A 709-nucleotide genomic window follows, 5' to 3' on the forward strand; every position below is an offset into this window, starting at 1 on the left:
TTTCCTTTCCCACACCTTTCCAGATAGTTTTGCTTCCGGCAAGCTTCACACCATTTGCCCCCAGCATACCGCCGGTTTTTTTGGCAATAATCAGCGATACCGCACCCTGCGCCGCAGCTTTTACTATTGGATTGTTGATATCCAGCCCAACCGCTTCGATAAATTTCTCGATAGACGGCATTGCTACCTGAGCAGTTGGTTCGGCACTCGCATCAAGATTAAACTCATGGAATGAGTTAACAATCTTTTTTAAATCTGGTGGCAAGTCCACATCGTAATCGCCACGCATGAACCCTGTCGTTGCATCATAAATATCTCGCAACGCCGCTTGGCAGCCGGTTATATCAACTGCACATACTTCTTTAAGCACCTTGTCGTTCGCCAAATGCTTCTCAAAATACTTGACTGAAACACCGTCACAAGTATTAGTTTCTTTGCACGTCGCAAGCTCATTGGCAAGCGCCTGCATTTCAGCATGATTCAGATAGTTAAACTGTGTAGCATTTGCAGTAACATCTGCTGCAACAGAAGGATCTCCATTAGTGAACGCGGCAGTTAAAACTCCAATCAACTGCGACGCAGCCATTAGCTTATTGATGCCGTTTCTATACTCAACGCTATTGCTATCAAGACCTTTGGGTAGCAAATTTTCAGCCAGAAAATCAACAAGAGCTTCGTTCGCGCCGGCAGCGATCGCTCCAGTTCGAAA

The 709-nt window shown here is 45.8% G+C and carries 1 protein-coding gene; it reads right to left on the minus strand.

Features of this window, described 5'->3' with window-relative positions; genetic code table 11:
- Nucleotides 1–709: hypothetical protein (locus HT737_RS30535; RefSeq protein WP_182404684.1), on the minus strand; the 709-nt coding region annotated here is incomplete at both ends.

This window comes from Pseudomonas sp. MD195_PC81_125, assembly GCF_014060985.1.
Classification (GTDB): Bacteria; Pseudomonadota; Gammaproteobacteria; order Pseudomonadales; family Pseudomonadaceae; genus Aquipseudomonas; species Aquipseudomonas parakoreensis.